15 protein-coding genes and 1 pseudogene are annotated in these 18,545 nt (G+C 68.5%); 8 read left to right on the forward strand and 8 right to left on the reverse strand.

Annotated features, from left to right (window positions below; translation table 11 throughout):
• Positions 1-96: 96 nt before the first annotated feature.
• Both ACH34W_RS39935 and ACH34W_RS39940 read left to right on the forward strand, forming a co-directional pair.
• Positions 97-2,898: pseudogene (locus ACH34W_RS39935) on the forward strand (SNF2-related protein); the annotation flags it as partial.
• A complete protein-coding gene (locus tag ACH34W_RS39940) occupies positions 2,898-3,710 on the forward strand; it encodes an SWIM zinc finger family protein (protein WP_395966392.1) in 813 nt (270 codons plus the stop codon). The pseudogene ACH34W_RS39935 and the gene ACH34W_RS39940, both read left to right, overlap by 1 nt.
• Here the strand turns inward: ACH34W_RS39940 and ACH34W_RS39945 are convergent.
• From ACH34W_RS39945 to ACH34W_RS39970, 6 genes are all read right to left on the reverse strand, one after another.
• Positions 3,701-4,543 carry a M55 family metallopeptidase gene (locus ACH34W_RS39945; protein WP_395966393.1) on the reverse strand — a complete coding sequence of 281 codons (843 nt, stop codon included), beginning with the start codon at positions 4,541-4,543 and terminating at the stop codon, positions 3,701-3,703. The two genes, ACH34W_RS39940 and ACH34W_RS39945, sit on opposite strands and share 10 nt — an antisense overlap.
• Entirely contained in the window at positions 4,540-5,031 is a 492-nt protein-coding gene (gene lepB / locus ACH34W_RS39950) for a signal peptidase I (RefSeq protein ID WP_395966394.1), read from the reverse strand. Before lepB ends, ACH34W_RS39945 begins: the two co-directional genes overlap by 4 nt.
• Before the next feature lie 19 nt (positions 5,032-5,050).
• Positions 5,051-5,581 (reverse strand): TlpA family protein disulfide reductase, encoded by a 531-nt coding sequence (locus tag ACH34W_RS39955; RefSeq protein WP_395966395.1) that lies wholly within the window; start codon positions 5,579-5,581, stop codon positions 5,051-5,053.
• A 93-nt stretch (positions 5,582-5,674) separates the two neighbouring features.
• Positions 5,675-5,848, reverse strand: a complete 174-nt coding sequence (locus tag ACH34W_RS39960; RefSeq protein ID WP_395966396.1) for a hypothetical protein — start codon at positions 5,846-5,848, stop codon at positions 5,675-5,677.
• Between the two features lie 123 nt (positions 5,849-5,971).
• Positions 5,972-6,196 (reverse strand): DUF5957 family protein, encoded by a 225-nt coding sequence (locus ACH34W_RS39965; RefSeq protein ID WP_395966397.1) that lies wholly within the window; start codon positions 6,194-6,196, stop codon positions 5,972-5,974.
• Between the two features lie 150 nt (positions 6,197-6,346).
• Positions 6,347-7,495, reverse strand: a complete 1,149-nt coding sequence (locus tag ACH34W_RS39970) for a sensor histidine kinase (protein WP_395966398.1) — start codon at positions 7,493-7,495, stop codon at positions 6,347-6,349.
• Between the two features lie 139 nt (positions 7,496-7,634).
• On the opposite strand from ACH34W_RS39970, the gene ACH34W_RS39975 reads away from it, so the two are divergent.
• Both ACH34W_RS39975 and ACH34W_RS39980 read left to right on the forward strand, forming a co-directional pair.
• Positions 7,635-7,883 carry a helix-turn-helix transcriptional regulator gene (locus ACH34W_RS39975; RefSeq protein ID WP_395966399.1) on the forward strand — a complete coding sequence of 83 codons (249 nt, stop codon included), beginning with the start codon at positions 7,635-7,637 and terminating at the stop codon, positions 7,881-7,883.
• Positions 7,880-8,497, forward strand: a complete 618-nt coding sequence (locus tag ACH34W_RS39980) for a hypothetical protein (RefSeq protein WP_395966400.1) — start codon at positions 7,880-7,882, stop codon at positions 8,495-8,497. Before ACH34W_RS39975 ends, ACH34W_RS39980 begins: the two co-directional genes overlap by 4 nt.
• Positions 8,498-8,516: 19 nt before the next feature.
• Here the strand turns inward: ACH34W_RS39980 and glgP are convergent, their stop codons facing one another.
• Positions 8,517-11,111: an alpha-glucan family phosphorylase gene (glgP, locus tag ACH34W_RS39985; RefSeq protein ID WP_395966401.1), complete on the reverse strand. Its 2,595-nt coding sequence runs from the start codon at positions 11,109-11,111 to the stop codon at positions 8,517-8,519.
• Between the two features lie 69 nt (positions 11,112-11,180).
• A complete protein-coding gene (locus ACH34W_RS39990; protein WP_395966402.1) occupies positions 11,181-11,819 on the reverse strand; it encodes a VanZ family protein in 639 nt (212 codons plus the stop codon).
• Positions 11,820-11,910: 91 nt separating this feature from the next.
• Between ACH34W_RS39990 and ACH34W_RS39995 the strand changes: the two genes are divergently transcribed.
• From ACH34W_RS39995 to ACH34W_RS40010, 4 genes are all read left to right on the forward strand, one after another.
• Entirely contained in the window at positions 11,911-13,935 is a 2,025-nt protein-coding gene (locus tag ACH34W_RS39995; protein WP_395966403.1) for an alpha-1,4-glucan--maltose-1-phosphate maltosyltransferase, read from the forward strand.
• Positions 13,936-14,009: 74 nt separating this feature from the next.
• On the forward strand, positions 14,010-15,749 hold the full coding sequence (treS, locus tag ACH34W_RS40000; protein ID WP_395966404.1) for a maltose alpha-D-glucosyltransferase: 1,740 nt from the start codon (positions 14,010-14,012) through the stop codon (positions 15,747-15,749).
• A 14-nt stretch (positions 15,750-15,763) separates the two neighbouring features.
• Positions 15,764-17,167 carry a phosphotransferase gene (locus tag ACH34W_RS40005; protein ID WP_395966405.1) on the forward strand — a complete coding sequence of 468 codons (1,404 nt, stop codon included), beginning with the start codon at positions 15,764-15,766 and terminating at the stop codon, positions 17,165-17,167.
• A 479-nt stretch (positions 17,168-17,646) separates the two neighbouring features.
• Entirely contained in the window at positions 17,647-18,531 is an 885-nt protein-coding gene (locus tag ACH34W_RS40010) for a glycosyltransferase family 2 protein (RefSeq protein ID WP_395966406.1), read from the forward strand.
• The last annotated feature ends 14 nt before the right edge of the window (positions 18,532-18,545 follow it).

An 18,545-nucleotide genomic window follows, 5' to 3' on the forward strand; every position in this document is an offset into this window, starting at 1 on the left:
TTCGGCGACCTCCTCTCAGGCGAAGCCGACCGCCGCCTGACCCCCCTCACCACCCCAGAAGGATTCAACGGCCGACTACGCCCGTTCCAAGAACGCGGGCTCGCCTGGCTCAACTTCCTCGACGACCTCGGCCTGGGCGGGATCCTGGCCGACTCGATGGGGCTCGGTAAGTGCCTGGAGAAAGACGAGCTCGTTCTGGTCAACGGTGCGCTCATCAAGGCGAAGGACGTCTGGGCTCGCTTCGCCGGCCATGCCGAGTCCGATGGTGAGGGAGAGTGGGCCACACCGACCTCCCCACTCACGGTGAACTCGATGGACAAGTCGGGCCAGATCGTTCCGGCCGAGGTGGTGCGCCTCTATCGCCAGCACGTACGCGAGAAATTGCGCCGAATTCGCCTTGACGACGGAAGCTCGGTCACCGTCACCCGGCGGCACCGCCTGCTCGGCAAAGACGACTGGACCAACGTCTTCTCACCTGGAGACCGGGTCTGCGTTCCGGCACGCCTACGGCATGAGGGTGCGCCCGTCGATCCAGACCTGACGGTTCTGCTCGCCTGGCAGATCAGCGAAGGCCATGAGGAGCACCCCGGCAACCTGGTCATCTCCCAAAAGGACGCCCGGCGTCTGGAAGATCTCAAGGATCGGGTGCTGCGCGTCAGCGAACGATTCCGTCTGGACGTCAACCGACCGGGCATCATCACGCCTGGCATCCCGCGTGTCCCATTCCTGAGGATCGCGAGCAAGGAATACTGCGAGTTCGTCGAGAACCTCGGATATCGCTGGGGCCGGGTCTCGGCTCACAAGAGGATTCCGGACGTCCTGGTCGCGGCCGATGATGCCACCCTGGCGCTTTTCTTGCGTCACTTCTTCGCGGCCGAGTGTTCGGTGAACACCAAACTGAGGTTGGTGGAGATCTCATCGGCGTCGCTCTTCATGATGGAGCAACTGTCGGTGATGCTCCGCCGCCTCGGGATCTGGCTCCGCTTCTCGACCAGATGGAAGAGCGCGACTAACGGCAAGGGAATCAAGCGTCCCTACCAGGTGGGTCTCATCGGCGGCCCCAGCCTTCGCCTCTTTCACGAATTGGTCGGCATCGCCGACCCTGTCAAGCAGGCCAAGCTCGACGCCATATGTGAGCGGCGCCCGAACACCAACGTAGAGGGAATCCCGGGCAGCGACCTGCTCGTTCTGGCACGGATGCTGACCGGGCTGCCCATGCGCCACTTCGGCGTCAAACCCGTGTACTTCGATGGAACACAGGAGCTTTCGAGGGAAAGCGCCACGAAGGCCCTGCGAGCATTGGACGAGATCCTTTCGGGTGAGGCCGCCACGCGGTATGCAGATCAGCCGCAGAGCCGTTGGACGGCGCAGACGACCAGCGCTTATGAGCGGCTCGACCACGCGAGGCTTCGGAGCATCCGCGACCGCCTGGACGAACGCGCCTCCCGGGAGGTCTTCTACGCCAAGATCGTTTCAGTCGAGGACGTCGACTACGAGGGATACGTCTACGACCTCGAGGTGGCGGAGCACCACAACTACGTGGCAGAGGGCGTGCTCTGCCACAACACGGCCCAGACCTTGGCTCTGCTCGCCAAGGAACGGGTGGACAAGGCCAAGCCCGCGCCGACCTTGCTCGTCGGGCCGATGTCGTTGGTGGGCAACTGGCAGCGGGAGGCGGCCAAGTTCACGCCCAAGCTGAAGGTGTACGTGCATCACGGCACCGGGCGGCATCGGGATGAGGAGCTCGTCGAGGCCGTGCGGCGGGCCGATCTGGTGCTGACCACGTACGGGACAGCGGCGCGGGACGCGGAGATGCTCGCCGGGATCGAGTGGGGGCGCCTCGTCTGCGACGAGGCGCAGGCGCTCAAGAACAGCGCGACCCGGCAGGCCCGGGCGGTGCGGAGCATCCCGGCGCGGAGCAGGATCGCGCTGACCGGGACGCCGGTGGAAAACCATCTGACCGAGCTGTGGTCGATCATGGAGTTCGCCAACCCCGGTCTGCTCGGGCCGCGGACGGTCTTCCGGCAGCGGTTCGCGGTGCCGGTCGAAAAGGATGGGGACGAGCAGGCGGCGCTGGCCCTCAAGCGCGCCACGCAGCCGTTCATCCTGCGCAGGCTCAAGACCGACAAGTCGATCATCTCGGATCTGCCGGACAAGCAGGAGATCAAGCTCTACTGCAACCTGACGACCGAGCAGGCCTCGCTCTACCAGGCGACGGTCGACGACATGCTCGCGCAGATCGCCGAGGCGGACGACAAGCAGCGGCGCGGGCTGGTGCTGGCGACGATGGCCAAGCTCAAGCAGGTCTGCAACCATCCGGCGCACCTGCTCAAGGACGGCTCGCGGCTGCAGGGGCGGTCGGGCAAGCTGGAGCGGCTCGAAGAGATCTGCGAAGAGGTCCTGGAGCAGGGCGAAAAGGCACTGGTCTTCACGCAGTACGCGGAGTTCGGGTCGATGTTGCAGCCCTATCTGGCGGCAAGGCTGGAGCGGCCGGTGTTGTGGCTCCATGGTGGAACGTCCAAGCAGCGGCGCGACGAGCTCGTGCAGGAGTTCCAGGATGATCCGGAGCCCTCGATCTTCCTGCTGTCGCTCAAGGCCGCCGGGACGGGGTTGACGCTGACCGCCGCCAACCATGTCGTCCACGTCGACCGCTGGTGGAATCCCGCGGTCGAGGATCAGGCGACCGACCGCGCGTTCCGGATCGGGCAGACCAAGAACGTGCAGGTCCGCAAGTTCATCTGCGTCGGCACGATGGAGGAGCGCATCGACGAGATGATCGAGCGCAAGAAGGCGCTCGCCGAGTCGATCGTGGGCACCGGCGAAGACTGGCTGACCGAACTGTCGGTCGCCGAGCTGCGCGACGTGCTGCGGCTGTCCCCGGAGGCGGTGAGCGACTGATGGACTTCTCCGAATACGGCCCTCCGATCCCGGTCGAGGACGGCATCAAGGCCAGGTCCCGGCGCGGGTCGATCGGCGCCGAGTGGTGGTCGCGGCGGTTCATCGATCTGGTCGAGTCGTTCGCCGACACCGGCCGGTTGCAGCGTGGGCGCGCGTATGCCCGGAAAGGCCAGGTCATCGATCTGAAGGTGCTGCCGTACGAGGTGACCGCGCGGGTGCAGGGCTCTCGCGACGAGCCGTACGAGGTGGCGCTGGGCATCGACGCCATCGACGAACCGGACTGGCGGGCCATCGAGGCGGAGCTGGCATCGCGGGCGGTCTTCCGGGCCCGGTTGCTGGCCGGTGAGATGCCACCGGAGATCGAGTGGGTGTTCGCCGAGTTCGGGCTCTGCCTCTTCCCGGAGTCCGCGGACGATCTGCACCTGATGTGCAGCTGCCCGGACTGGGGCGATCCGTGCAAACACGCCGCCGCCGTTCTCTACCTGCTGGCCGAGGCGTTCGACGACGATCCGTTCCTCATCCTGGCGTGGAACGGGCGCACCAAAGACCAGCTGCTCGCCGCCCTGCGCCGGAGCAACGCGACCGAGCCCGACCCGTTCGAGGCCGAGGAGGACGAGCCTCTGACGGCCGCGGGTTTCTGGACGCCGCCGTCCGGTCTGGCCCGCCTCCGCGAACGCCGGCCCGCTCCCCCGGTGCCGCCAGGCTTCATCCTCCAGGTGGCGACGCCGCCACCGGTACGGATCCGCCGCCGTGACCTGGTCGACGTCCTCGCCCCCGCCTATGACGCGCTGGCGCCCGACGATCAGCCGTAGTGGAGGCCGGTGCAGCCGACCTCACCGGCGATGGTGGCCCAGACGCCGAGAAGGCCGACGACCTCCTCGTAGTCGCCCGTCGTGAACTCGGTCATCCGCGGCCCGGCCAGCTTGACGCCGGGGACGACGGAGCACGACTGGGCGATCGAGGTGGAGATCCAGTCGACGCCGAGCGTGTACGGCGCGGGCACCGTGTAGGGGCGTGCGCGGTCCAGCCCGGCCAGCGCCCGGCACGTCGCGTCGTAGATCATCTGCTGGGCGCGGGCCGGCGGGATCAGCTCCGCCGCGTAGCGGCCGCAGCCCTTCTTCACCGCGACTGTCGTGACGTCGCCGAGGACCTCGCGCGCCTCGGCGCAGGCGGCGTCGTCGCCCGCGACCAGGGCCACCGGGACGCCCAGCGAGCCCGCGTACGCGGCCATCAGGCGGATCTCCCCGGCGACCTCGCCGTTCAGGTAGAGATCGCGGATCTCCGATCCCATCCACGTGTGGTTGAGCACGCCCTCCGGCGTCCCGGCCCGCGCGTGGTAGCCGACGTACAGCGCGGCGTCGAACGTCGAGTCGAGGCCCTCCCCCATGCGCATCGGCTTGTACGGACCGCGGATCAGCGAGCAGCGCTCGTCGATCAGGTCGGCGCGGAGGTTCTTGCCCGAGCTGTGCGAGTCGGTGACGACGACCGTGGTGGCGCCGCTGTCGAACGCGGCGCGGATCGCGGCGTTCGCGTCGCCCGTCATCAGCTCGCAGCCGCGCTCGTAGCCGCGGCCCCCGGCGCGCATCTCCTCGGGATCGGTCAGCCCCGAGATCCCCTCCATGTCGACCGAAACGAAGACCTTCATGGTGCGATGCTCGCACGATCGCCGGCCTGCGAGAGCTTGCGGACCACCACGCCCAGGATTCGGTCGACGGGGACGTAACCCCAGACCCGCGAGTCCTCGCTGACCGGCCCGTCGCCGAGCACCACGAGATGCCCGGCGGGGACCACCGTTCCCGGAGCCGCGCCCACACGTTCCGCCACGGCGGCGGGCACCGGGTCGCCGGACAGGGCCACGACCCGTTTGAGGAACCACATGGCCGCTTCAGGCTCGGGCAGCGGGGTGGTGCGCCAGACCCCGCCGGGCAACGCGGTCTGCAGGACCACCACCTGCCCGCGTCCGGCCCGTTCGCCAGAACGGCGCCGTACGAGGACACGGTCGCCCGGCTGGTACGCGGGTTCCATGCTCGTCCCCACGACCCGTACGACGACGAACCGGCGCCGGGCCAGGGTCAACGCCGCGAGCACAGCCACGACGGCGACGAGCAGACCCACGGCGTACTGCGTCCCCACCCCCTGCACCCCCACGCCCTCAGGGGCGGGCGACGATCGGGAGCCGGCCCGGGTCGGTCTCGGCGGCGACGATCACGGCGTCGCCGTCGATCAGATAGAAGCTGGGGAACTGCGAGATCTGCAGGGCCTTGCCCATCGGGCCGCCCATCGACTCCACGACGACCGTGGCGACCGGTTCGAGCTGATCCGCGAACGTCCTGACCTGCTCGGGGTCGCCGGTCACGAGGGCGAACGCCTGCGCGGGCGTGGTCTCCTTCAGATACGCGGCGAACTCGGGGACACGTTCGTGGCAGGACGCGCAGTCGGTGGAGAAGACCCCGACCAGGGTCTGGCCGGTGAAGGAGTCCCGGGAGACCGGGGCGCCGCCGAGGGCGGTCGCCTCGAACTCGGCGAGCGGCGTGCCGGGCGCGACCATCCGCGACTGTGGTGGGCCGAGTTCGGCGAGACGGAGCGAGTGCGCGCCCAGGCGCCGGACCACGGCCATGGTCAGCACCAGATTGGCCACACCAAGCGCGCCCACGAGAACGACTGCTACGACGAGGACGGACATGACGTGCTCCTTAGGGGCATGGCGTTCTCAAGACAGTGAGGCCCTCAAGACGGACGCCCGCCGACCGGTGACCGGCGGGCACCGCGTCTGCGATCAGCAGTAGTTGAACGAAGTGCAGGTGGTCGTGTTGTTATGGTCGTGGTAGCAGCAGGTCCGGCAGAACTTCCCTTGGCAACACCAGTCGGTCCAGCACACGGCGGCGGCCTTGGTCGACGGCAGGAACGTTTCGAGCACGCGGTCACCCAGCTTGTTCAGGGCGCGGATCACTGGGACCTCCCAGATCGGGGAAACGTACGCCCTCACAATGAGCTTGCCGCGATAGTGCGAGAACAGACACGCTCGCCTACGATCGGCGGCCTCGTTCGACAGTTTGTGATCTTGACATGCGGCTCAGCGGTCCTCCTGGATCCTGCGGTCCTCCTGGATCCGGCGGTCGATGAAGGGGCCCGCGACGGCTCCGGCGACGGCCAGGACGGGTGGGAAGATCGCGACCACCTTGAGCCAGTCGGGGCCGTCCAGGAGGAAGTGACCGGCGGCGCCGATAAGGACTTCCAGGGCGAATCCGGCGAAGAGGCCTGCGATCAGGCCCAAGAGGACCGCTGCGACCGTTCTCATCGTTCGTACTCCGTGGGCTTGCGGACGTGCGGAATGGACGAACCGATTGTGTGCGGACGGTGGCGGGCCGGGGATCCTGCGTGAGAGGGCAATCCGCGTACACATCTGGCGCAGGGCGCTCCGCCTCCCTACATCGCGAGATGTAAGGGATCAGTCGGGGAGGGGGATCCTGGCCTCGACCCGGAAGCCGCCGCCGGGCCGCGGGTCGGCGGTCAGCGTCCCGCCGAGTGCCTCGGCGCGTTCGGTCATGCCGCGGATGCCGTTGCCCGGCCTGGAGCCGGGCCTGACACGGCCGTCGTCGTCGACCTGGACGTGCACGGCGGCGGCCGCGTACCGGATCCGCACGGTCACGGCGGTGGCGTCGGAGTGCTTGGTCACGTTGGTGAGGGCCTCCTGGATGATGCGGAACGCGGCCAGGTCGGCCTCGGGCGGGAGGGGGCGCGGGTCGCCTTCGATCTCGGTGCGGACGGCCGGGCCGACCGGACGGGAGGTCAGCTCCTCAAGCCGGTCCAGCCCGGGCGGCGGGACGACGGGGGCCGCCTCGTCCACCTGGCGCAGCACGCCCAGGGTGGTGCGCAGCTCGCGGAGCGTCTCCTTGCTGGTCTCCTTGATCGCGGTGAGGGCCTCGTCGGCGCGGGCGGGATCCTTGCCGTGCAGCGCGGCGTTGGCCTGCACGTTGATCAGTGAGATGTTGTGGCCGAGCACGTCGTGCAGTTCTCGGGCGATCCGCAGCCGTTCCTCGGTGGTCCGCCGGAGCGCCTCCTCCTCGCGGCCCCGCTCGGCCTCCACGGCGCGCAGCTCGGCCTCGCGCAGGTAGGCGTGGCGGTTGTGCACCACGGCGCCGACCGCGATGACCGCGACGAACCAGCCCGCGAGGAGGTAGAGCCCGGCGTCGGCGAGGTGGTTGACACCGCTGCTGATCTCGCCGTACACGACCGCCGTCATCGCGGCCGAGCCGATGATCGAGGCGACCACCAGATGGCCCTGGGCGGCGACCGTGTAGAGCGCGACGACGAACACGATCATCATCGGCCCGTCGGGCTCGGTCAGCGGGTAGTAGACCGCGCTCGTCGCCGCCGCGACGATCACCACCACGATGGGGTGGCTCCGCCGCCAGACCAGCGCGCCACACCCGACGATCATGAGCGGCCAGCCGATCCCCGGTATCAGTGCGGGTTCGTTGTCCTCCGCGATCCGGGCCGCCGTCGCGGTGGCGATGACGGTGAACAGCACCAGCGCCAGCACGACGTCGGCTGTGCGGCCCCGCAGCGGCCCGTTCCGTGGCCTTCTCCTGCTCACAGCCCAATCCTGCCAGGGATACGCGATCAACAACCTGTTGTAGATCTGCGAGTAGATGTAGTACAACTACTATCAACCAATACAGACATACTGAGCTATGTCGTGATGACAGTACGGAGAAAGGAGGGCTGCCCGGCCGATGTCCCCGACCAAGGACGACAAAGAGAACGTCTACAACCGGATCCCGATGCTCCGCGCCGAACGCGGTGTCTCACGCCGCGACCTGGCCGCCGCGCTCGGCGTCCACTACCAGACCATCGGTTATCTCGAACGCGGCGAATACAGCCCCAGCCTTCACCTGGCGCTGCGCATCGCCGCCTACTTCGAGGTGCCCGTCGAGGTCGTCTTCTCCCTCACCCCGTTCCCCCGGATTGGAAGCACAGCATGATGAACGCCAAGGCGCACGAAGGCTCCGGCAGGTGGAGCGAGCAGCGCAGGAAGTCGCAGGCCAAGCGAGCCGAGCGCCTTCAGAAGATGGACGCCGAGCTGGAGCGGCGCCTGCCCGCCCGCTATGCCAGGCAGCGCAACCGCCGCATCGTGGCGAGCATGGGCGCGGGCCTGCTGGGCCTGCTCTGGGTGGACGCCGCCATCTCGTGGGCGCTGGCCCCCTCCGACACCGCGATGATCGCCAACTTCGTGATCCTCGGCGCCCTCGTGGTGCTCGGGTTCCCGGTGGCCGGCCAGCTCATCGCGATCACCCGGGGCATGATCTTCAAGCGCGAGCACGAGCTCGACGAACGCCAGCAGCTCGCGCGGCTCCGCGCGTTCTCCACCGCGCACAAGGGCACGACGACGTTGATCATCCTGGCCACCGCCGCGACGATGTTCGCAGACGGCGACGACGACCTGCACGTCCCGTCCGCCGCCCTCTTCCTGATCCTCTTCGCCCTCCTCGTCACCCACGCACTGTTGCCGCAGGTCGTGGCGACCTGGCAGATGCCCGACCCGCCCGCCGAGGACGACGAGGACCTGGCGGACGCGAACGCCGGCCACACCGCCTAGCGGCGGCACTCCGGTGCTCCTAGCGCAGGTCTCCGTTGGTCATGCCGTGCGGGGCGGGCGGCAGGGCGACCAGGCCCATCTCCGCACGGCCGGCCAACATCGGATGGCTGGGCACGACGCGCACGCTGTAGCCGAACGCGCCGCTCCTGCCCAGCGGGACCTCGCCGACATAGCGCAGCAGGCCGTTCTCCACGGGCTCGCCGCCGGTGAGCTCCAGGTAGTCCGGATCGATGAGGGCGTCGGAGTCGTCGACCGGGCCGTACGCGATCTCGACGGCGACGTCGCCCTGGTCGAGCCCGCCCAGCTCGGCCACGACCCGCACCGGCAGGTTCGTGCCGACGTGCGGGCTCTCCTCCCCGCTCGTCTCGACGTGCTCGACCGCGACACCCGGCCAGGCCTTGATGATCTTCTGCTTCCACGTCGACAGCGCCCGGGCGCCCGCGTACCCGTCCGCGGCCATCGCCCGCCCCGACGTGGCCGCCGGAGCGTAGAGATCGAGCACGTAGTCGCGGACCATCCGCGACGCCAGCACCTTCGGCCCCAGCGTGACGATGGTGTGCTTGACCATCTCCAGCCAGCGGCGCGGCAGCCCGGCCGGGTCACGGTCGTAGAACATCACCGAGACGTGGTCCTCGATCAGCTCGTACAGCGCCCCGGCCTCGATCGCGTCGCGGCGGTCGGGGGCTGCCAGCCCGTCGGCGGACGGGATCGCCCAGCCGTTCTGGCCGTCGAACCACTCGTCCCACCAGCCGTCGCGGATCGACAGGTTCAACCCGCCGTTGAGCGCCGCCTTCATGCCGGACGTGCCACACGCCTCCAGCGGCCGGAGCGGATTGTTCATCCACACGTCACAGCCCTGAGTGAGGGACCGCCCGAGGTCCATGTCGTAGTCGGGCAGGAAGACGATCCTGTGCCGCACGTCCTCCTGGTCGGCGAAGCGCACGATGTCCTGGATCAGGCGCTTGCCGCCCTCGTCGGCGGGGTGCGACTTGCCCGCGATCACGATCTGGACGGGCCGCTCGGGGTGCAGCAGCAACGCGCGGAGCCGCTCGGGGTCGCGCATCATCAGGGTGAGCCTCTTGTACGAGGGGACGCGGCGCGCGAACCCGATCGTCAGCACGTCGGGGTCGAGGACCTCGGCGACCCACGACAGTTCGGCGCCGCTCGCGCCGCGCTGCCGCCACGACTCGCGCAGCCGCCGCCGCGCATCCCGGACGAGGCGTTCGCGCAGCGTCCGGCGTACCCGCCACATCTCGTTCTCAGGAACGTTCCGGACACGCTCCCAGCCGCGCGAGGACTCCACCACGTCCGGCACCTCACGCGCGGCCAGGTCGAGGACCTCGCGGGCCACCCACGTGCCGGCGTGCACGCCGTTGGTGATCGACCCGACCGGCACCTCGGCGGTGTCGAAGCCGCCCCACAGGCCGCCGAACATCTCGCGGCTGACCGCGCCGTGCAGCTGGCTGACCCCGTTGACGCGCTGGGCCAGCCGCATGCCCATCACGGCCATGTTGAACACGGTGCGGTCGCCGTCGTCGTAGTCCTCCGCGCCCAGCGCGAGCACGCGGTCCACGGGCACGTCGGGTTCCTCGTTCACCCCGCCGAAGTACTTGTGGATCAGCTCCCGCGGGAACCGGTCGATACCCGCCGGCACCGGCGTGTGCGTGGTGAACACGGTGCCCGCGCGCACCGCTTCGAGGGCCTCGTCGAAGCTCAGCCCGGACTCCGACACCAGCTCGCGGATGCGCTCCAGGCCGAGGAAGCCGGCGTGGCCCTCGTTGGTGTGGAACACCTCGGGCGCCGGATGCCCGCTGATGCGGCAGTACGCGCGGATGGCGCGGACCCCGCCGATGCCCAGCAACATCTCCTGGAGGAGCCGGTGATCGCCGCCGCCGCCGTACAGCCGGTCGGTGACGTCCCGCGCGGCCTGGTCGTTGTCCTCGACGTCGGAGTCGAGCAGGAGCTGCGGGACCCGCCCGACCTGGGCCAGCCACACCTGGGCGTGCAGATCGCGCCCCTGAGGGAGGCCGATGGTGACGCGTACCGGCACCCCGGCGGCGTCGCGCAGCAGGGTGAGCGGGAGCCCGTTCGGGTCGAACGTGGGATAGCGCTCCAGCTGCCATCCGTCCGGCGACAGGGACTGCGAAAAGTAACCATGCCGGTAGAGGAGCCCGACCCCGATGATGGGCACGCCGAGATCGCTGGCGGTCTTGAGGTGGTCCCCGGCCAGGATGCCGAGGCCGCCCGAGTATTGCGGCAGCGCGGCGGTGATCCCGTACTCCGGCGAGAAGTACGCGATGGCCTCGGGCGCGTCGTCGAGGTCCTGGTACCAGTGCGGAGCGGTCAGGTATTCGTTCAGGTCTTCGGCCGTGTCCTGCAGGCGGCGCAGGAACCGCCGGTCTACCGCGAGAAGGGACAACCGCTCCGGCGAGACCTCGCCGAGCAGCCGGACCGGATCATGACCGACGGTCTCCCACAAATCGGGATCCACCGACCGGAACAGGTCAAGCGTCTCGTGGTGCCACGACCAGCGCAGATTCAGCACGAGCTGCTCAAGCTGGCGTAGCGGAGCAGGAAGGACAGAACGTACGGTGAATCGTCGGATTGCCTTCACGTACGGCAACGCTATGTGCTGAGCCCACCAAAATGCGACCCCGCAGGACGACAACGTCACCAGATGGATCTATGTGAGACCGCTTTGTCCGCGTCCGGATCCACGGCTGGACCCATGTGACACCTGCGCCAGGTGCAGCACACCGGCGGCTGCAGCGCCGCCGGCGACGGTGCCGAACGAGTTGTAGGCCCAGTCGCCGGGGTCGCACTCGCGGCCCGGGTCAAGAACCTGCAAAAACTCCACGACGACGAACGAACCCGCCATGATCGCGGGCGCGGCGACGACCCGGCGCGTCGCGAGGACCGCCAGGAAACCGCACGGCACCCACAACGCGACGTTCATGACATCCTCGATCCCCCGCGTCCCGAAGATCCGCACCGACCAGGCCGCCTCCCCGGCGGGATCGCTCAGGCACTGCGCCACCCGCGACGCCGTGTCCGGGCCGATGCTCATCGGCAGCGTCATCGACAACACGAGCCCCGTCCACAGGAGGAGCGCCAGCGTCGGAACCGGCGCCCAGCCGGCCCGGCGGGCGAAGGGCCGCCAGATCACGACCAGCAGCACGGCGGCCATCAGCGCCCAGAGCGACAGCGCGCGAAGGGCCTCCACCGGCACGTGATCCCACACAACCGGACAGACGATCCACCAAGCCCAAGGGTTCGCGTCCCACTGGCCAAAGACGGTCACGTTACGGTCGGCTTTCGGCAAGTTGCGCAAAGTTATCGAAAGCTACAGGACGGTAAGGGGCCGATCGCGGGCATGGACGGTTTTGGAAATCGCTAACGGGTAGAGGTGGCGCATGCGTGTCGAGTCCAGAATGTCCGGCAAGTCTGATTTGCCGATCGCGGCGCCGCAGATCGGCCGCATCCCCATCCTGGACATCGAACCCGCTCGCAGTTGTGGTGACTGGCCCGCCAAGGCCGTGGTCGGCGAGACCTTCACCGTCTCGGCCACCGTGTTCCGCGAAGGCCACGAGATGTTCGGCGCCGCCGTGGTGCTGCGGACACCGGACGGCGACGTGCTCCCGCCGACCCGGCTGACCGGGCACGACGACGGCACCGACCGGCTGCACACCGAGGTGACGCCGACCGCGCCCGGCACCTGGCACTACCGCATCGAGGCGTGGGGCGACCCGATCGCCCACTGGCGGCACGACGCGCTCATCAAGATCCCGCGCGGCCAGGACGTCGAGCTCATGCTCGCCGAGGGGGCGCTCGTCTTCGAGCGCGCGGCGCAGGTCGTGCCCGCCAAGGACCGGCCGCGCCTCCTCCGGCTGGCCAAGCTGCTCGGCGATGTGACCACCGACGCCGCCGAACGGCTCGACGCGGCGTGCGGCCCCGACGTGATCGACCTGCTGGAGCGCCACCCGCTGCGCGAGCTGGTGACCGACTCGGCCTGGTTCCCCCTCATCGTGCACCGCGAGCGCGCGCTGATCGGCTCGTGGTACGAGTTCTTCCCGCGGTCGGAGGGCGCGTCGTTCGACCCGCTCGGCCGCCGCGGCCCCATGTCCGGCACGTTCCGCACGGCGGCCAAGCGCCTGCCCGCGATCGCCGACCTTGGCTTCGACGTCGTCTACCTCCCGCCGATCCACCCGATCGGCAGCACCTTCCGCAAGGGGCCCAACAACACCCTCGAAGCGGGGCCGTACGACCCCGGCTCGCCGTGGGCGATCGGCTCGGCGGAGGGCGGCCACGACGCGATCCACCCCGACCTCGGCACGCTCGACGACTTCAAGGCCTTCGTCGAGGCCGCGGCGGACCTCGGCCTTGAGGTCGCGCTCGACCTCGCCCTGCAGTGCTCCCCCGACCATCCGTGGGTCACCGAGCATCCCGAGTGGTTCACCAAGCGGGCGGACGGCTCGATCGCCTACGCCGAGAACCCGCCCAAGAAGTACCAGGACATCTATCCGCTCAACTTCGACAACGACCCCGAAGGCATCTACCGCGAGGTGCTGCGGGTGGTGCGGCACTGGATGGACCACGGTGTGCGGATCTTCCGTGTGGACAACCCGCACACCAAGCCGGTGCCGTTCTGGGAACGGCTGCTGGCGGAGATCGCCGGGACCGATCCCGACGTGATCTTCCTGGCCGAGGCGTTCACCCGGCCGGCCATGATGCACACCCTCGCCAAGGTCGGATTCCACCAGTCGTACACTTACTTCACCTGGAAGAACTCCCAGTGGGAGCTGGAGCAGTATTTCACCGAACTGGCCGGCCCGGCCGCCGCCTACATGCGGCCCAACCTCTTCGTCAACACTCCCGACATCCTCAACGAGTACCTCGTGCACGGCGGCCGCCCGGCGTTCGAGATCCGGGCGATCCTCGCCACCCTGCTGTCCCCCACCTGGGGTGTCTACTCCGGCTACGAGCTGATCGAGAACGTCCCTGTCCGTCCCGGCAGTGAGGAGTACCGCGACTCGGAGAAATACCAGTACCGCCCGCGCGACTGGGAGCGGGCCGAACGCGAGGGCGCGAGCATCGCGCCGCTCATCGGCCGGCTCAACGGTTTCCGGCGCGCACATCCGGCCCTGCGGAGGCTGCGCAATCTGCGCTTCCATTCCGTCGACCAGCACGAGCTCATCTGCTTCTCCAAGAAGCTCCTCGACGACGTGGTGCTGGCCGTGGTCAACCTCAATCCCCATCAGGTCCGCGAGGCGACCGTCCATCTCGACCTGCACGCACTGGGGCTCGCCCCCGACGCGGAGTTCGCCGTCACCGACGAACTCTCCGGCGAGACCTATACCTGGCAGCAGGCGAACTATGTGCGCCTCGACCCCCACGTCCAGCCGGCCCACATTCTCACGCTCCGGAGTAACGAGAGTTGAGCAGTCCGCAGTTTTCACCAGGGCCAATTCCCCGCGACGAACCGATCCACGAGCTGCCGCCCGAATCCATCCCTGTGACTTCCGAGCCCGTTCCCGACTCGTTCAGCCCGCAGACGCCACGCGATCCGCACTGGTACAAGACCGCCGTCTTCTACGAGGTGGCGGTGCGCAGCTTCCACGACTCCGACGGCAACGGGGTCGGTGATCTGCGCGGCCTGATCCAGCGGCTCGACTACATCGAGTGGCTCGGTATTGACTGCCTGTGGCTGCTGCCGCTGTACCAGTCGCCGCTGCGCGACGGCGGGTACGACATCAGCGACTTCACCAAGATCCTTCCGGAGTTCGGCGAGCTCGGCGACTTCGTGGAGCTGATCGAGGAGGCGCACGCGCGCGGCATCCGCGTGATCGCCGACCTCGTCATGAACCACACCTCGGACCAGCATCCGTGGTTTCAGGCGTCCCGGTCCGATCCGGACGGCCCGTTCGGCGACTTCTACGTCTGGTCCGACAACGACGAGGCCTACTCCGACGCCCGGATCATCTTCGTCGACACCGAGACGTCCAACTGGAGCTACGACCCGGTGCGCGGCCAGAACTACTGGCACCGGTTCTTCTCGCACCAGCCCGACCTCAACTACGACAACCCGGCCGTGCGGGACGCGATGCTGGAGGTCCTGCGCTTCTGGCTCGACCTGGGCATCGACGGCTTCCGGCTGGACGCGGTGCCGTATCTGTACGAACGGGAGGGCACCAACTGCGAGAACCTCCCGGAGACCCACTCCTACCTCAAGCGGGTCCGCGCCGAGGTGGACCGCCTCTATCCCGACCGGGTGCTGCTGGCCGAGGCCAACCAGTGGCCGGAGGACGTGGTGGCGTACTTCGGCGATCCCGGGGTCGGCGGCGACGAATGCCACATGGCCTTCCATTTCCCGGTGATGCCGCGCATCTTCATGGCGGTACGGCGCGAGCAGCGCTACCCGATCTCCGAGATCATGGCGTCCACTCCCAAGATCCCTGAGAACTGCCAGTGGGGCATCTTCCTGCGCAACCACGACGAGCTCACGCTCGAGATGGTCACCGACGAAGAGCGCGACTACATGTACACCGAGTACGCCAAGGATCCCCGGATGAAGGCCAACATCGGGATCCGGCGGCGGCTCGCCCCGCTGCTCGACAACGACCGCAACCAGCTGGAGCTGTTCACCGCACTGCTGCTGTCGCTGCCCGGCTCGCCCGTCATGTACTACGGCGACGAGATCGGCATGGGCGACAACATCTGGCTCGGCGACCGTGACGCCGTCCGTACCCCCATGCAGTGGGAACCCGACCGCAACGCGGGCTTCTCCAAGTGCGATCCCGCCCGGCTGTACCTGCCGGTGATCATGGACCCGATCTACGGCTACCAGGCCGTCAACGTCGAGGCCCAGCGCAACAACCCCGGCTCGCTGCTGCACTGGACCCGGAAGATGATCGAGATCCGGCAGCGGCATCCGGTGTTCGGGGTCGGCTCGTACGTGGAGCTGTCCGCCTCCAACCCGAGCGTGCTGGCGTTCGTCCGGGAGATCAACGGCGGCGAGAGCAACCGCTGGGGCGGCATGGACACCGTTCTCTGCGTCAACAACCTGTCGCGGTTCCCCCAGCCGGTGGAGCTGGATCTGCGTCGGTTCGAGGGGTCCACCCCGATCGAGTGCATGGGCGGGGTCCAGTTCCCGGCGATCGGGGAGCTGCCGTACCTGCTGACGCTGCCGGGCCACGGCTTCTACTGGTTCCTGCTTCCGCCGGCGCCCGACTCTCATGGAGATGAGGCGATGTAGACATGGAGCCCGTCATGGAGCCCGTCACCGAACTGCTCGCCGGCTGGCTGCCACGGCAGCGGTGGTTCGCCGGCAAGGGCCGTGAGATCGATGAGATCTCCATCGCGACGGCGACCGAGCTGCGGCCCGCGGATCCGGCGCTGCACCATCTCGTCCTCGCCGTGCGGCAGGGCGAGACAGTGGACCGTTACCAGTTGCTTCTCGGCACACGGGACGGGCTGCCGGAACGGCTGCGGCCGGGTGAGATCGGCCTCCTGCCAGGTACGCACACGACGTGGCTCTACGACGCCGCGTACGACCCGCAGGCGACCCGCATCCTGCTGGAACACATGGCGGAGGGAGCGGTGGTGGGCCCGCTCCGGTTCCGCCACGCGCCCGGAGTGGAGATCGACACAGGCCTGGACGGCGTGGTCAGCACCGCCGAGCAGAGCAACACCTCGGTGATATTCGGCGACTCCTACATCGGCAAGCTCTTCCGGCGGCTCTCGCCCGGCGTCAACCCCGACCTCGAGGTGAATCTCGCCCTGACCAACCTGGGCTGCGCCCACATCCCCGCCGTGTACGGCTGGATCGAGCTCGAACCGTCCCGTGGACCGGGTCTCGCCGACGACGAGGGTGCCACGCTCGCCCTGCTGTCGGAGTTCCTCCGGACGGCCACCGACGGCTGGCAGCTCGCCATCACCAGCGTGCGCGACTGGTTCGCGCAGTCGCTGCCACCGGGCTCCGAACCGGACCCGGGCATCGCCGGGGGCGACTTCGCCTCCGAGTCGGAACGGCTCGGTGCCGCGACGGCGGCGGTGCACCGCGACCTGGCGGCGGCGTTCGGGGTGACGGCGCAGCCGGTCACCGCGATGCGGGCAGCCGCTGAGGGCATGCGGGACCAGCTCGCCGAGGCGTGCCGGGACGTGCCCGAGCTGGTGCCGTACGCCAAGGCGATCGGGGCCGCCTTCGACGAGTTCGCCGGGCTGGCCGGGGCTCCGCCGTTCCAGCGGATCCACGGCGACTTCCACCTCGGCCAGGCCATGCGCACCGGCACCGGCTGGGTGCTGCTCGACTTCGAGGGCGAGCCCGCACGGTCACCGGGCGAACGGCGCGCCGTCTCGCATCCGCTGCGGGACGTGGCGGGAATGTTGCGCTCCTTCGAATACGCGGCGAGATTCCTGCTCGCCGATGAGGAGGCCACGTCGCCCGAGGGTGCACGCGAACTGGAAATGCGGGCGCATGCCTGGGCAAAACGGAACCGTTCGGCATTCTGCCGTGGCTATGCGGCAGCCGGTGGCGTCGACCCGGCGCTGAATTCGATCATCGTCCGCGCATTCGAGCTCGACAAGGCGGTCTACGAGGTCCGCTATGAGGCGCGGAACCGGCCGTCCTGGCTCCATGTACCGCTGCGTTCACTCGCACATCTCAACGGCTGAACGGGAAAACGGATCGCCGGGGCCGCGCGGCGATCCGTTTTCACGTAAGTCCCATCTGTGTACTGGTTTCACATGCCTTCACCTGGCCAGTCAGGGATCGGCGTGCGCATCCGCGTCTCAAGAAGATCGATTTACCCCCTTAAGCGACCGTGGGGTATGCCGACACGCTCCGTCGGCATAGGGTGATCTAACAGAGTGTCAGGAATGCCTCATATGTGGGCAGGCAGCCATTCACATGGGCAGAACCGCAGTGTTTCCATGGCTTGGCCACATCCGGACAATAAATGATCATTCCGTTCATCCGATTTCGGCTGTTTGACCGGTAGAGCGGTGCGTGACGACGCCCTTACCAGTTGGAGCCGTACCAGGTGCGTAGTGGATCCTGCGCAACTTACGGGAGTCCCCGGGGAAGCCGCCTGAACATGATGAGCGGACCCGCCATCTAACCATTCAAGACGCCAACACTTACGGGGACTCCGATGCACACTCCTGACTCGGTACGCGCCACGGGACGCGGCTCGGGGCATGTCGACGCCGCGCCGAGGGCAGCCTCCCTCAACCACGCGCGTTCCGCCAACATCCTGTCCGTCTCGGGCCAAACGCGGCGCTGGCCGACCGTCACCGCGGTCATCCCGACGCTGAATGAGGCCGCCAATCTCCGATGGCTCATGCCGCGGCTGACCGCGGTCGACGAGATCGTGATCGTCGACGGCGAGTCCACCGACGGGACCGTCGAGTACGTGCTGTCCGTCAGGCCGGACGCGCGCATCATCGTCGAGCCTCCCACCGGTAAGGGCACCGCCATGCGGACGGGGATGGCCGCGGCGACCTCCGAAATGATCATCATGCTGGACGCCGACGGCAGCATGGACCCGGCCGAGTTCGACTCGTTCCTGGCCCTGCTCTGCCGCGGCTACGACTTCGTCAAGGGCACGCGTTACAGCTGCGGGGGCGGCTCGGACGACCTGACGGGGCTGCGCCGGCTCGGGAACTCCGTGCTCACCGGGCTGGCCAACCGGCTCTACCGGCAGAACTGGTCCGACCTCTGCTACGGCTACGTGGCGATGCGCCGCGACGCCGTCGAGCGGCTCCAGCTGGAGTCGACCGGCTTCGAGATCGAGACCGAGATGTGCGTCAACGCGGTCCGCGCCGGCCTGCGGATCGCCGAGGTCGCCAGCCACGAGACCGAGCGCCGCCACGGCGAGTCCAACCTCAACACCTGGCGGGACGGCTGGCGCGTGCTCAAGACGATGGTCCGGCTGCGCTTCCAGCGCCGCCTGGACACCCGGCCCGAGCATCTCCCCCTCGAGCCCCTTCCGTTGCATTTCCAGACGGCGGCGTTCAGCCGAACCGGGACCGAGTAAGGGACACCCCCGCG

The sequence above is a fragment of the Actinomadura sp. 6N118 genome (assembly GCF_044326415.1).
In the GTDB taxonomy this organism is placed as follows: Bacteria; Actinomycetota; Actinomycetes; order Streptosporangiales; family Streptosporangiaceae; genus Spirillospora.